The organism is Indibacter alkaliphilus LW1, assembly GCF_000295935.2.
GTDB classification, from domain to species: Bacteria; Bacteroidota; Bacteroidia; order Cytophagales; family Cyclobacteriaceae; genus Indibacter; species Indibacter alkaliphilus.
The window spans coordinates 166,058-179,502 of sequence record NZ_ALWO02000052.1 but is presented as its reverse complement, the minus strand read 5'-3'; the positions used below and the strand labels follow the sequence as shown (position 1 = coordinate 179,502).

Genomic DNA, 13,445 nt, shown 5'->3' with positions numbered 1-13,445 from the left:
CTAAAATTTAAGACATTATGCTTGATAAATTACAGGCGCTCAAAGATAGATTTATAGAAGTCGGACAGCTCATCATTCAGCCGGACGCCATGTCGGACATGGGCAAATATACCAAGCTTACCAAAGAATATAAAGAATTGGAAAAGGTGGTAGAGCTTTATGATGAATACAAACTGGTCATAGAAAACATCAAAAGCACCAAAGAAATCCTCGATAAAGAAAAAGACCCTGATTTTAGGGAAATGGCTAAAGTTGAGCTGGATGAACTTAAGAAAAAAGAAAGTGTATTAGAGGAACAAGTCAAGCAACAATTGATACCAAAGGATCCAAACGATTCCAAAGACTGTATTTTGGAAATCAGAGGTGGTACAGGAGGCGATGAAGCAGCAATTTTTGCAGGGGATCTATTCAGGATGTACGAGCGGTTTTGTGAAAAACAAGGTTGGAAATTAACTGTACTTGATTTGACTTTTGGGTCCTCAGGCGGATATAAAGAAATCATAAGTACCATCACTGGTGCTGATGTCTATGGAATGATGAAATATGAGTCAGGTGTACATAGAGTACAGCGGGTTCCGACTACAGAAACCCAGGGAAGGGTACATACCTCCGCAGCATCAGTAGCAGTACTTCCGGAAATGGACGAAGTAGAAGTGGACATCAACATGAACGATATCCGAAAAGACACTTATTGTTCTTCTGGCCCAGGTGGACAATCTGTCAATACAACTTACTCCGCCGTGAGACTAACACACAACCCAACCGGGCTTGTGGTAACGTGCCAAGATGAAAAATCACAGATCAAAAACTTTGAAAAAGCATTGAAAGTACTTCGCTCAAGGTTGTATGAAATCGAGTTGGCCAAACACAATGAGGCTGTAGGAGCACAAAGAAGATCTATGGTAGGAAGCGGTGACAGATCAGATAAAATAAGAACCTACAATTATCCTCAAAGTAGAGTCACAGATCACAGAATCAATAAAACCGTGTATAACCTTCCTGATGTCATGGATGGCAATATTGAAGAATTCATCTCGGCACTTCGACTGGCAGAAAACCTTGAAAAAATGAAATCCTCCGGCATGGAAGAATAGATACTCTAATAAAAATCCATCAACTTTTTATGAATTCTCATAAAAACCACGTTAACTTAAGGTTAAGAAACCCAATTTTTACATGAAGATCAGCGGAAAAAAAAATATTGAACTGGCCACCTGGAATGACAGACATTTTCATAACCTATATCCCTTGGCCAACAATCCCAATATTGCAAAGAATCTTCGGGACAGCTTCCCCTCTCCTTATACCATTCATGATGCCAGGCATTGGATTGAGCACAACCAAAAGTTCAACCCTCCCCAAAATTTTGCCATTGAATTCGAGGGGCAACTTGCCGGCTCTATTGGTTGCGAAATCGGAAAAGATGAGCTCAGAACTAATATGGAAATCGGATTTTGGTTGGGAGAGGCCTTTTGGGGTAAGGGAATTGCTACCGAAGCAGTGACCTTATTCACCGAGTATGCTCTTGAAAAATTTCCCGAAATCAAGCGGATTTATTCACAGGTATTTGATGTAAATATCCCCTGTATGAAAGTGTTGGAGAATGCAGGATTTGAGCCTGAAGCCATTCTTAGACATGGTTATATCAAAAATGGGAGGGTTGGAGACCTTTTTCAGTATGTGATCATAAGAGAAGAAGTAGAGAAACACAGCTAAGTAAAAAGCCGGCCTGTAAATTACGGAAGCCGGCTTTTTTATTAACACCTCTCTAATGCCTGTTCAATATCCCAAATGATATCGGCATGATGTTCGACGCCAATTGAAAGTCTAACCAGCTTTGCTGAAATACCCATTGCCTGCTTATCTTCAATTGAAACATCACTATGAGTCATGGTGGCAGGATGTTCGGCCAAAGACTCCGTACTTCCCAAAGAAACTGCAAGCTTGATCAGCTTTAGACTATTCAAGAACTTAAATGCCTCCTGTTCTCCACCTTTGACATCAAAAGAAACCATGGCACCCGCGCAGGAAAGCTGTTTTTTAAAGATCTGATATTGCTCTGTCCCCTCTTTCAGATGACCTAAATAATAGACTTTTTCTACTTTGGGATGATCAGCTAAAAAATCTGCGACTTTTACTGCATTTTCAGCTTGCTGTTGCATTCTTACCTTCAGGGTCTCTAAGCTTCTCATTAGCAGCCAACCTGTCCATGGCCCAGCCATATTTCCTAAAAAAGTCCTCAATGTCCTTACACGCTGCATATATTTCTGCTTGCCCAAAACAGCACCTGCAATCAAATCAGAGTGACCCCCTATGTATTTGGTAGCAGAGTACACCACAAGATCAGCACCATGCTTCAACGGGTGCTGCCATAAAGGACCCATATAAGTATTGTCTACACAGACCACCACTTCTTTTTCCTCTGTGGCTAACTTGTCAGCCACTTTCCGACACAGCTCAAGATCAAACAAAGCGTTGGTTGGATTCGCTGGAGTCTCCACATAGACAAGCTTTACTTTATCCTTGGCACCATAGGCATCAATCATTTCCAAAATGTCGGATTCTGACTGGAGACTGGTAAAACCTATCCCTTTAATGCCGTATTGCGGAAGCACCTTGTTTACAAAGTGGTCAGTACCGCCATATACAGGCTTACTGTACAATATCACATCTCCTGGCCTCAAAAATTCCAACATGACAGTTGAAATGGCAGACATCCCACTCTCAAAAACAGCACATTCGTCTGCTTCATCCCATAGGCAAAGCCTTTCTTCGAGGATCTGTAAGTCAGGATTGTTCAACCGTGAATAAATCAAACCCAACTCTTCATTGGGTTGCTTCTCCCGCTGCCCATAAGCAACCTCGAAAAATGCCTTCCCTTCCTCTGCGGAATTAAAAACAAAAGTAGAGGTTTGGAAAATTGGACACTTAATGGCGCCTTCTGACAATGCCGGTTTATAACCATGCGACATCATCAAACTTTCTGGATGGAAATATCTACTGTTCATCATATTTGGGTTTTTGATACAAAACAGCAAAAATCTTCAGAATATTACAATACAGTTTGTAAAATATTATTTTGTTAATACTTAATCGACCTAATTATTATTTTACATTGGCAAAATAAAAAGTTATTACGGCTTTTTTTGCAATCATTTATTTTGAGTTTAAAATAAATTTAGGCCTCAAAATACAGAAAATTGCGCACACTACTATTTGACTAGAATTTTTCGAAAAACCTCCCTGTCACGGGTTTGAATACTGATGGTATGAAGTCCTTTTGGCATGGCGGAGAATTTAAACTCAAAACCTGTCTTTGAAGGAACCAACTCTCTTATTGATTGGCCCAATGCATTGAAAATTGTGATTTTCCTTACTTCTGACATCCCTGTAATCCTTATATTAAAATCTCCTGAAGAAGGATTGGGATAAACATTGACAAACTCCATCTCAATAGGCTGTTCATGAATAGAGGTGATGAGGTTGACATTCACCGCAAGCGACCTTGCCTCTCCTTCATCACAACTATTCACCGGTGTTACGGAAACAGTGAAGTCTCCTTCTCTTTCCCATTGAACGGTTATTTTATTGGTACCTTGACCATCCAGTATTCTGCCACCTTGGTCACTGATATTCCATTGGTAGTTGACCTCAGGAAGACCTGTCACTTGGTATTCTTCTACTGTAAGACCAGCCATTTCCGGCCCGGAAATTACTGATGGCATTGAAGGTGGAGTTTGAACTCTGATTTCTTTTGAAAACAGTTCCCCATTACCACAGGCATTGCCTGGTGTTACTCTGATTGTTTGATTTCCTTCATTGATCCACCTCACTACAATGCTATTGCTTCCCTGTCCTTCGGTAATCAGCCCACCTGTCGCTTCCCAGATAAAATTTGTCCCAGGTATATCTTCCACTGAATATTCCATAAAACTTTCCATGCAAACAGCACCATCTCCTTCAATTTCAGAAATCATCCTCGGCTCCGTGGAAACCAATACTTCCAAGCCTCTAGTTCCTCCATTTCCACAGAAATTACTGGCTCTGACCAAGACTGCATTTCTGCCTGGAATATCCCATGCCACTACAATTCTCGCTGTGCCCTGTCCTTCCAAAATTGTCCCTCCATCGACTCTCCATTCATATTCTGTCCCCTCTTCCAAGGCTTCCTGAACGGTATACACTTGCTGGCTTAGGCATAAGTTATTTTCTCCAAAAATTACTGTTGGTGTTTCTGGAACTTGGCAGTCATAATTAAATAGTCCACCTTTTTCCCCCACAGCAAATCCATTGCTCAAGGTTCCAAAGCTAATTCCTGTAAAATCCTGAAATGTAGATGTAGTAAGCCTCTCCCAAGTAATCCCTCCATCTTTTGTTTGAATAATGAGACCCCTTTCGCCTGCTATAAATCCAACTGACTCATCCAAGAACTCTACTGAATTCAGGTTTTGATTATAGGAAGTATTTATCAGAGACCAGGAAACTCCCCTATCCTCAGTTTTGATAATTGTACCATCATTTCCTATCGCTATGGCTGCATCTTCATCAAGAATTGCCAAACCATTAAGATTTTGATTGGTCCCGGAAGGTATTCTGCGCCATTCTCCATTTTCAAGTATTGCCACAAAGCCACCTGACCCTGATACAATTCCCGCTTCTTGATCAAAAAAAGCAATTGACCTGAAATTAAAATTACTGTTGCCAATATTGATACTTTCCCAATTGACCCCTGCATTCTCTGTTTTGGAAAGAAAGCCTCCATTTCCCACTGCATATCCCAAGTTATTATTAAAAAAGAATAGTCCATTGATTTGATTGCTGGTCCCGGGGTTTAGTGAAGTCCAATTACCCCCTGAATTGGTCGTCCTCAAAATATTGCCATTATCACCCGCGATATAGCCAAAAGCATTTGTCGTGAAAAATAAGCCATTGAAAGTGATGGAGAGTGGCCTAGATCTGTCCACTAGAGTATTCCCACCATTATTGGTAGAAAAAACCCTTCCGTTGGGCCCGATAATATAGCCTAAAGTTGCTGTTCTGAATTGTGTACCGGTGTAATCAATTTCTCTCCCTGATAGTCTCAGGCTCCAACTTTGGCCGGAGTTTGTAGAGGATATGACAAACCCGTTACTTCCTACCGCAAAGACAATATTTGCTGTAGTCCTGAAACTGGCGTCAACATAATTTTCTGCATTGTTTATGTTGATACCATCAAAGGTAAGTCCACCATTTACGGTTCTCATTAATGTAGCACCTTCACCTGTCACCACTCCCAAATTAGTATTGGTTCTGTTGAAGGCTACTGCAATGAGATTTCTTTCTGTACCGGAATTGATCCTTTCCCAATTATTTCCTGAGTTACTGGTTTTAAGAATTGTACCAGAATTACCAACCGCAAAGCCCGTTTTTCCATCTGTAAAATAGATGTCATTCAAGGATTGAGCCTGTCCCGTATTGGTAGAAGACCAATTATTCCCTCCATTGAATGTTCTTATCACCTGACCGTTAGCAGCTGCTACATATCCTGTGTCTGCATTTGCAAAATAAAGCCCTCTTAAGTCAGCATTGGTTCCTATATTTTGTCTTGCCCAGGATTGGCCTCCATTGGTAGATCTATAGGTTTCCCCATTGTCACCGATAATGTAGGCTCTGCTATTATTTAGAAATTTTACCTTTCTAAGGTTTGCAGATGTTCCGATATTGACTAGCTGCCAGTTACTTCCGCCATCCGAAGTCCTGTATACCTGCCCTCCTTCACCGACCATCAAGCCAAGGGTTTCACTGGTGAAGTCAATCCCCAGCATTCTGTTTTTAGTAGGAGCTTCCTGTTCTACCCAGCTTAAACCTCCATCAATGGTTTTTAAGATAATCTGATTTCCGGAAATATAGCCGACTTCTTCATTTAACCAAACAATACCTGTCAGCTGATTGCCCCATCCACCAACTCTCCTCCAAGATTGTGCATAGACCATTTGTTGGAAAATGAAGTAGACAAAAAGTGCAAAAAAAACTTTTCTCATGAGTTTAGATGACTGACATGCACAAAAATAAGATTAATTGGCTAAAATGAAACATGTGCCATACATTTGAACAAGCAATAAAACTAATAACCTTGTTGATTAACCTCATAAAGAACAATTATCATTTTAGAAACTCCCATTTAAGTCCTATTTTTAGTAAATCTTAGAAATTATCATGAAAAAAATATTTTACATAATTCCAGCAATTTTTACCATTTGGAGTTGTAATTCCAATGAAAAGGTGAGCCGTGAAGTTTTTGACGAAGTCAATAAGAGTATGAAAGTCACCAAGGTAAATGAGGCTGAACTTTTACAATCAGCTATAAAGTGGGGAAATGAAATCAGTCAGGAAGCCCAAGACCAGTTGATCAGTACCTTACAAAATGCCATTTCTGAAAAAGGGGTACCTGGAGCGATTGAGTTTTGTAACCTGGAAGCATTACCCATTCTGAAGGAAGTTGGTGATAGATATAAGGTAGAAATCCGGAGAGCTTCATTTGACTACAGAAACCCCGAAGACAAACCACGAGCATACGAGGAGGGAATTCTTGACACTTATGTGTACAATATGGAAAACGATCTCGACAGCGAACCAAGTGTTCAGAAGCTTGAGAATGGAGAAGTGTTGCTTTATTCAAAAGCCATCAAGATTCCAAGTGCACTCTGTCTAAACTGTCACGGCCAACCCGGCGAGGAAATATCCCCTGAAACCATGAGCAAACTCGATGAACTGTATCCTGAAGATAAAGCCAAAGGACATAAAATAGGAGATCTAAGAGGGATGTGGAGTATTCGGATGCCTAAAAATGAGGTAGTGAAAAAAATCGGCTCTTAGTATTTACAGGTTACATACTTTTTTTGCACAGCATGTCAGATTTTGACCTTGTTGAGTTAAAATCCTTTTCATTTCATTCAATTTGGATTAATTTTCTCTTCAAATATCAGAATATGAAAAGTACGACTTTTGGAAAGGGGAAATCATTCATGCTGCTTGCATCAGGGATTATTTTCTTTGTTTTTATAGCTTGGAAAGGAACCCACTTTGAACTTGACCCTTATGTTCAGGAGATTCCAGATACCAATACCTCTTTTGAAATGGTGGCAATTCCTGGGGGAAAGTTTGAAATGGGAAGTAATTTCAAAGAAGATGAAAGTCCCGTGCATGAAGTGGAGATATCTCCTTTTTGGATGGGGGCGTATGAAATCACCTGGGATATTTTCGAGCTTTTTCTGGACAAAAATTTCGAGGAAGCTATTGCAGAAAAACCTTTGCCTGTAGAGGTCGATGGACTTTCGCGTCCAAGTATTCCTTACTTGGATATGACATTTGGGATGGGGAAAGAAGGCATGCCAGCAATTGGCATGACACAGTATGGCGCTATACAGTTTTGCAAGTGGTTATACCTGAAAACAGGAATTTTCTATAGACTACCAACTGAAGCAGAATGGGAATATGCTGCAAGGGCAGGCAGTAAGGAGAAGTATTTTTTTGGAAATGACGAATCTAAACTAGCCGATTACGCATGGTATGCGGACAATAGTGAACAAACCACCCATAAGATTGGTCAAAAAAAACCCAATCCTTGGGGATTATATGATATCTTAGGGAATGTAATGGAGTGGACCTCTGATCAGTATGAAGCAAATGCCTATCAAAGCAGGGGAACTTCGAAAGATCCTAAAGTACCAAATAGCAAGCTGTATCCTTCAGTTATCAGAGGGGGGCATTATCAAAGTTCGCCAGAAGACCTAAGGACTTCAAAACGATTTGCCTCCACTCCTGATTGGAAAAGGATAGACCCTCAGATCCCAAAAAGCCAATGGTGGTTTCCAGAGGCACCTTTCTTAGGAATCAGAGTAGTTAGGCCTGCCCTTACGCCAAGTGAAGATGAAATTTGGGCATATTACAACAAAGCACCTATTGCAGATTATTAACCATTAATACCAAACCCATGAATAACAAAACTATTAAGCCTAGAAGGGAATTTCTTAAAGCCTCAGCTTTGGTGACAGGCGGTCTGATTTTACAACCCTTCAACATTCCAGGAGCTTATGCTGCGGGAACTGATGAAATCAAGTTAGCCGTGATAGGATGCGGCGGAAGAGGAACAGGAGCTGTTTTCCAAGCATTCGAAACAGGCCACAATATCAAATTGGTAGCTATGGCGGATGCTTTTAGGGACCGGATAGATAAAAGTTATGCCCCCATCCTGGACAAATACGGAAAAGATAAAGTCGATGTCCCTGAAGAAAGGAAATTCGTGGGTTTTAATGCCTATAAAGAAGCTATTGAATTGGCTGATGTAGTTATTCTGGCAGCACCTCCGGGGTTTAGGCCAGATCACTTTGAAGAGGCGGTCAGGCTTGGTAAGCAAATTTTTATGGAAAAGCCCGTTGCTACGGATGCAGTGGGCATCAGAAGGGTACTGGCAGCAGCAGAAGAGGCTAAAAAGAAAAAGCTGAATGTAGTGGTAGGTTTACAAAGGCATTATCAGGACAATTACCGGGAAACAATCAAGCGCATTCATGATGGCCAAATAGGCGATATCGTAGGTGGTCAGGTCTATTGGAATGATGGTGGTGTTTGGGTGAATGCAAGACAGCCAGGACAAACAGAAATGGAATATCAAATGCGGAATTGGTATTACTTCAATTGGCTTTGTGGTGATCATATCACAGAGCAACATGTACACAATATAGATGTTGCCAACTGGGTTAAAAAAGGCCATCCCGTGAAAGCATACGGCACAGGTGGAAGACAGGTAAGAACAGGGAAAGACCATGGCGAAATATTTGATCATCATTCAGTAACATTCACTTATGAAGACGGTACAGTCATATTCAGCGAATGTAGACATTTCCCCGGAGCAGCAAACCGAGTTGATGAGTCCTTTCAGGGAACTAATGGAAGTGTCTTCCTCAGTGCGGGAAATCACGGAATTCTGAAGGACAGGTCAGGAAAAGACATTTATAATCACCCCAGAGACAACAACCCCAACCCTTATCAGGTAGAACATGACGAACTTTGGGCTGCAATCGTCAATGGAGATTATAAATTTGCTGACGCTGAAAATGCCGCCTACAGCACCATGACTTCTATTTTGGGCAGGTATGCTACTTACTCTGGCAAAGTAGTCACTTGGGATGAAGCTATCAATTCAGAGGTTGACTTGATGCCAGAAACTCTTGCTTGGGATGCCCTTCCCAAGGTACTTCCTAAAGATGACGGGTATTATCCATATGCTATTCCTGGAAAATCTAAAGTATTTTAAAGATGCAAAGGAGAAACTTTATCAAAAATATTAGCCTTGGAGGGGCCGCAGCAGCAGTTGCAGGTGGTCAAAGCCTCTCTGCATATGCAAGCACAAAGAAAGCAGGAGAAACATTTAACCTGGATTATGCTCCCCATTTTGGAATGTTCAAAGGACATGCCGGTGATGATTTGATGGATCAGTTGAAGTTTATGGCTGATCAGGGATTCAGATCCTTGGAAGATAATGGACTATTGGGACGTCCTATAGAAGTACAAAACAAAATCGGAGAACAACTGGAAAAACTGGGAATGAGAATGGGGGTCTTCGTGATAGATGCAGGAGACAATTGGAAAATTTCCTTGACTACCGGCAAAAAGGAATTTGTCGATACCTTTGTCAAAGTATGTAAAGATTCAGTAGAAGCTGCCAAAAGAGTTAATGCAAAGTGGGCTACTGTAGTTCCTGGTTTTTTTGAAAGGAATTTGCCAATAGGTGTTCAAACTGGAAATGTGATCGAGGCCTTAAAGCGTGGGACAGAGATACTTGAACCTCACGGATTGACCATGGTACTAGAACCGTTGAGTGATACACCCGAATTATTTCTCAGAACAAGCGACCAAACTTATGCGATTTGCAAGGCAGTGGGCAGCTCCTCTTGCAAAATTTTATACGACATTTATCATATGCAAAAAAATGAAGGCAACCTCATCTTCAATATGGATAAATGTTGGGAAGAAATTGCTTACATACAAATCGGTGATAATCCCGGCCGTAAAGAACCTGGAACAGGAGAAATCAATTATTTAAATGTCTTTAAACACATTGACTCCAAAGGTTTCAAGGGAATATTGGGTATGGAACATGGAAATGCCCTACCCGGAAAAGAAGGAGAGCAGGCCTTAATTGCAGCATACAGAAAAGCTGATCAATTTAAATAGACAGCCTCTGGGCACGGGACAGTCTTCTAACCTATCAAACTTAAACTAGTATACTGAGCCTTATGATTAATGATTCAATCTTATGAAGCATCTCTCTATACTTTTAGTTTTTGTCATATGCCTTTTTTCCTGTGAAAAAAGACAAAAGAAGAATTATGTGGATAGGCCAACAGGTTGGAAAGTTTTTCAAACTCCTGTAAGCGCATCCCTTAGAGGTCTCTCACCCGTGACTGAGAATATCATCTGGGCCAGTGGGGCAGGTGGTACATGGCTAAGAACAACTGACGGAGGAAATACGTGGAATTCAGGTATCATCGCCGGTTTGGATTCAGTTGATTTCAGAGACATAGAAGGTTTAGACGCCTCCACGGCTGTAGCAATCTCTGCAGGTCAGCCTGCTTTAGTTTATAAAACCACTGATGGCGGCCAAACATGGAATAAAACACATGAAGGAACTGAAAAGGATTTTTTCGTTGCCATGTACTTCCAAAGGGGCAAAGGAACAATCATTGGAGATCCTGTAGATGGTAAATGGAGAATCCTGCAAAGTAAAGAATTGGGTAGTACCTGGAGAGAAATAGAAAGAGAGCCTGAAGGGTTGGAGGGATCCGGATCATTTGCTGCAAGTGGCTCTACCCTTTTGGTCCACAACAACCTTATCCTTTTTGCTTCCGGCGGAATCAATAGTGATATTTACAGATCTGAGGATGGTGGAATGCATTGGAAAAAAATCCAGACTCCAATAATTCAGGGAGAAGCCTCACAAGGAATATTTTCTATCACAAAAATAGATGACAACATCTTTGTAGGCGTGGGAGGAGATTACCTACAAGCTTCACTGGCAGAAAAAAATGCCATTTTTTCAAAAGACGGAGGCAAATCATGGGCACTTTCCGAAGGAAATATGCCTAGTGGATATAGGTCTGGAGTCACCTATTTCCCTTTGCACCATTGGTTGATCACCGTGGGACCATCAGGATCGGATTTTTCCAAAGATGGGGGATTGAGCTGGGAAAGATTTTCTGAAGAAGGGTTTCATGGAGCTGTTCGGGATAAATCCCAGAGCAGTATTTGGGCTTCAGGCTCCAATGGAAAGATTGCCAAACTAACCTATTGAAGAAAATGCCATGTTGCAATCCTGTCGGTTATAGAATTATTGTAAAGTATTTGCCTCTTGATTATCAAAAACACCCTTCATGTATTATCTTTAATATTCCGGTAATATTAAATTTATTATTTTAGTTAAATTACAGCCGGATAACCTAGCACAAACTCAAATCAAAATCTAAAGGCAATGTTTGATATCATACCATCTATATGGCTCATTGAAGGTAAATGCGTACGACTCAAAAGAGGTGATTTTTCCACCCAAGAGGTGATTTCAAACAACCCTGTAGAGCTTGCTCAGGCATTTGAGGATCATGGAGTAAGATGGCTTCACTTGGTTGACTTGGATGGGGCAAGAAGAGGGGAACCGAAAAATTACCATATCCTCGAAATGATCACAGGCTATACAGACCTTAAGGTGGATTTTACCGGAGGGATTTCTACAGATGGAGATGTACTGAAAGCTTTTGAAAATGGAGCATATGCGATCACTGCCTCGTCTGTTGCCGCAACATACCCTGAGAGATTTTCCCAATGGATTATGTCCTATGGAAGAGAAAAAATATTTATGGCCGCTGACACCAACCCTGCAGACCACAAAATCAAAGTAAGAGGGTGGTTGAAAAAGACAGAAATAGATGTATTTGATCACATTGATTTTTTCTATGAACGAGGATTAAAATACCTGAAATGTTCTGATGTTACAAGAGATGGAGTAATGGAAGGACCAAACCTCAAGCTTTATGAACAGATTGTCGAGAAATACCCCTCTATTCATCTTGCAGCAAGTGGAGGAGTACGAAATACTGATGACTTTAAAACCTTGAAAAACATTGGGGTAACCTCGGTCGTCTTTGGAAGAGCTTTTTATGAAGGCATCATTACATTAAAGGACATTGATAAATTTATGTCTGAAAACACCTGAAAGCGAAGGCCAGCTCTTATGAACTGGCCTTTTTTGATAGTAAGTCCAAACAATCTCTTAGGGATAATCCATCCTGATAGAGTCAAATACAGGCTTCCTAACCTTTACTCTGTTTCTTTCCAATTGATATAGGTACTCCCCCAGTTCTTCATAAAAAGGAAAAGCAACTTCATCGTATTCATATTGGTTGTCATTGAGAGTTTCATTTTCATTGACGTAGATGACTGCTGAAACAAAAAACTCTACACCATTTTCAAAATCCACAAAATAGGCTCCGTCAAGGAGGTGGCCATAAGCCATTCCCGTCTTATTGAATATCCTGAACTGACCTGGAATTGGATTTTTATCCCGCCCGAATTTGAAAAACTTGGAATAACTGTCATAATATTCCGGCAATTCATAAGAAGGGTAGTCGCTTTCACCGGGAAGCATAGACATGTACTTCAAAAGAAATTTTCGGCTCTCTTCAGAAATCCTGAACCTTTCTGTGTCTTCAAAATTCCCTGGAAACACAAGACGCATCACGGTGCCATGAAAATCAGAAAGCGCATACTTATTTTTGAATGTAAAATCCATTGGTTCATTTACCAGTTCACCTGAATTGTAATAAGCTTTCCCAATGGCGGGCTTAACTTTATTGGCATATACATTTGAAGTCTCCCTGGCGGGCAAATCCAAGATTAACTCACCTTCAAAGTCCAAAAACCTGATCGGATTAAAATGCCTGTTTTCTTCAGCACTCATTGGCAAGCTTAACCTATGGTTGATCACAGTATTGGCTAACCCTATTTCCTTCATGCGCTCATTGATATAATCCTGACCCAAAAGTTCATAAAGTCTATTGTAAGCATCATTATCACTTACCAAAAGTATCTTTTTGATATAATGCCCAACACTTGGCATCAATGAAAAAGAAGTACTGTCTATAAAGGCAGAAATTTGTGAAGCTCGTACAGAGTCTACAACCATCATACTCTCTTTGGAAAGCCCTCTCACATCTTGGGATTCCAGCCACTCAAGAGCCAAAACTGCTATAGGAAGTTTTACAGTGGATGCAGGATAAAAATATTTTTCATCATCTAGTCCATAACTGAATTGTCTGAATACCGGAGAGTTGTCCTCATGCCTGTCAATTTGGGTATAAAGGATCTGAACATGATACTTATCTTTATTTTCCAAGGCATGTTTCAAGACAGGATAT

At 40.7% G+C, this 13,445-nt stretch carries 11 protein-coding genes; 8 read left to right on the top strand and 3 right to left on the bottom strand.

The window, feature by feature from the left end:
• The first annotated feature begins 17 nt into the window (after positions 1-17).
• Positions 18-1,094, top strand: coding sequence for a peptide chain release factor 1 (gene prfA, locus A33Q_RS19080; RefSeq protein ID WP_009033072.1), 1,077 nt, complete (start codon positions 18-20; stop codon positions 1,092-1,094).
• Positions 1,095-1,176: 82 nt separating this feature from the next.
• Complete coding sequence (locus A33Q_RS19075; protein WP_009033073.1) at positions 1,177-1,716, top strand: GNAT family N-acetyltransferase; 540 nt, start codon at positions 1,177-1,179, stop codon at positions 1,714-1,716.
• A 41-nt stretch (positions 1,717-1,757) separates the two neighbouring features.
• Here the strand turns inward: A33Q_RS19075 and A33Q_RS19070 are convergent, their stop codons facing one another.
• Together A33Q_RS19070 and A33Q_RS19065 are read right to left on the bottom strand one after the other, a co-directional pair.
• Entirely contained in the window at positions 1,758-3,008 is a 1,251-nt protein-coding gene (locus A33Q_RS19070; protein ID WP_009033074.1) for a cystathionine gamma-synthase family protein, read from the bottom strand.
• 204 nt (positions 3,009-3,212) lie between these two features.
• Positions 3,213-6,020: a YCF48-related protein gene (locus A33Q_RS19065; RefSeq protein WP_009033075.1), complete on the bottom strand. Its 2,808-nt coding sequence runs from the start codon at positions 6,018-6,020 to the stop codon at positions 3,213-3,215.
• Positions 6,021-6,195: 175 nt separating this feature from the next.
• Here A33Q_RS19065 and A33Q_RS19060 point away from each other — a divergent pair, with 175 nt between their 5' ends.
• The 6 genes from A33Q_RS19060 (at position 6,196) to A33Q_RS19035 (ending at position 12,244) form a co-directional block, all read left to right on the top strand.
• Positions 6,196-6,855: a Tll0287-like domain-containing protein gene (locus A33Q_RS19060; RefSeq protein WP_009033076.1), complete on the top strand. Its 660-nt coding sequence runs from the start codon at positions 6,196-6,198 to the stop codon at positions 6,853-6,855.
• A 113-nt stretch (positions 6,856-6,968) separates the two neighbouring features.
• Complete coding sequence (locus A33Q_RS19055) at positions 6,969-7,955, top strand: formylglycine-generating enzyme family protein (RefSeq protein WP_016255579.1); 987 nt, start codon at positions 6,969-6,971, stop codon at positions 7,953-7,955.
• 17 nt (positions 7,956-7,972) lie between these two features.
• Complete coding sequence (locus A33Q_RS19050) at positions 7,973-9,292, top strand: Gfo/Idh/MocA family protein (protein WP_009033078.1); 1,320 nt, start codon at positions 7,973-7,975, stop codon at positions 9,290-9,292.
• 2 nt (positions 9,293-9,294) lie between these two features.
• On the top strand, positions 9,295-10,212 hold the full coding sequence (locus A33Q_RS19045; protein WP_009033079.1) for a hydroxypyruvate isomerase family protein: 918 nt from the start codon (positions 9,295-9,297) through the stop codon (positions 10,210-10,212).
• An 82-nt stretch (positions 10,213-10,294) separates the two neighbouring features.
• Positions 10,295-11,329, top strand: a complete 1,035-nt coding sequence (locus tag A33Q_RS19040; RefSeq protein WP_009033080.1) for a WD40/YVTN/BNR-like repeat-containing protein — start codon at positions 10,295-10,297, stop codon at positions 11,327-11,329.
• A 177-nt stretch (positions 11,330-11,506) separates the two neighbouring features.
• Complete coding sequence (locus tag A33Q_RS19035) at positions 11,507-12,244, top strand: 1-(5-phosphoribosyl)-5-[(5-phosphoribosylamino)methylideneamino]imidazole-4-carboxamide isomerase (protein ID WP_009033081.1); 738 nt, start codon at positions 11,507-11,509, stop codon at positions 12,242-12,244.
• A 57-nt stretch (positions 12,245-12,301) separates the two neighbouring features.
• Here A33Q_RS19035 and A33Q_RS19030 read toward each other — a convergent pair whose 3' ends face one another.
• Positions 12,302-13,423 carry a serine hydrolase gene (locus A33Q_RS19030; protein ID WP_235062819.1) on the bottom strand — a complete coding sequence of 374 codons (1,122 nt, stop codon included), beginning with the start codon at positions 13,421-13,423 and terminating at the stop codon, positions 12,302-12,304.
• Positions 13,424-13,445: the final 22 nt, after the last annotated feature.

Bases quoted from the DNA above. Each gene is read 5' to 3' on its own strand.
- A33Q_RS19070 (WP_009033074.1), bottom strand. From the start codon at position 3,008: ATGAACAGTAGATATTTCCATCCAGAAAGTTTGATGATGTCGCATGGT.
- A33Q_RS19040 (WP_009033080.1), top strand. From the start codon at position 10,295: ATGAAGCATCTCTCTATACTTTTAGTTTTTGTCATATGCCTTTTTTCC.
- A33Q_RS19060 (WP_009033076.1), top strand. From the start codon at position 6,196: ATGAAAAAAATATTTTACATAATTCCAGCAATTTTTACCATTTGGAGT.
- A33Q_RS19075 (WP_009033073.1), top strand. From the start codon at position 1,177: ATGAAGATCAGCGGAAAAAAAAATATTGAACTGGCCACCTGGAATGAC.
- prfA (WP_009033072.1), top strand. From the start codon at position 18: ATGCTTGATAAATTACAGGCGCTCAAAGATAGATTTATAGAAGTCGGA.
- A33Q_RS19065 (WP_009033075.1), bottom strand. From the start codon at position 6,020: ATGAGAAAAGTTTTTTTTGCACTTTTTGTCTACTTCATTTTCCAACAA.
- A33Q_RS19035 (WP_009033081.1), top strand. From the start codon at position 11,507: ATGTTTGATATCATACCATCTATATGGCTCATTGAAGGTAAATGCGTA.
- A33Q_RS19045 (WP_009033079.1), top strand. From the start codon at position 9,295: ATGCAAAGGAGAAACTTTATCAAAAATATTAGCCTTGGAGGGGCCGCA.
- A33Q_RS19055 (WP_016255579.1), top strand. From the start codon at position 6,969: ATGAAAAGTACGACTTTTGGAAAGGGGAAATCATTCATGCTGCTTGCA.
- A33Q_RS19050 (WP_009033078.1), top strand. From the start codon at position 7,973: ATGAATAACAAAACTATTAAGCCTAGAAGGGAATTTCTTAAAGCCTCA.